Annotated in this window: 1 protein-coding gene; it reads left to right on the top strand. The window is 44.1% G+C overall.

The window, feature by feature from the left end:
• Positions 1 to 21 precede the first annotated feature (21 nt).
• A partial coding sequence (locus ACTHUM_RS19165) for a peptidylprolyl isomerase (protein ID WP_440403864.1) occupies positions 22 to 485 on the top strand: 464 nt, incomplete at its 3' end.

Below are 485 nucleotides of genomic sequence, written 5' to 3'. Positions count from 1 at the left end.
ATACATCATTCGAGAAGACATATGAAAAAATCCATCAAACTGACCCTGTGCGCCCTTGCACTCTCACTTTCCGTACAAGCACAAGCAGTTACCCATGCAGTGATTGAAACCAATATGGGCAACATCCAACTGGAGCTGGATGAAGTCAAAGCGCCGAAAACCGTGGCAAACTTTGTCAATTACGCCAAAAAAGGTTTTTACGACAACACGATTTTCCACCGCGTTATCGACAATTTTATGATTCAAGGCGGCGGATTTACCGAGAATATGGTACAAAAATCTACCGATAAAGCCATCACCAATGAAGCATACAACGGCGTGAAAAATAATGTCGGTACCATCGAAATGGCGCGCACCGGCGATCCGAATTCAGCAACCAGCAAGTTTTTTATCAATACAGCAAACAACGACTTTTTGAATTTCAAAAGCAAAACCCCTCAAGGCTACGGCTATGCCGTTTTCGGTAAAGTCACTTCCGGCCTGGA

The sequence above is a fragment of the Neisseria sp. P0021.S006 genome (assembly GCF_051956895.1).
Note: the sequence above shows the minus strand (reverse complement) of the source record. Positions and strands in the feature narration are given on the sequence as shown.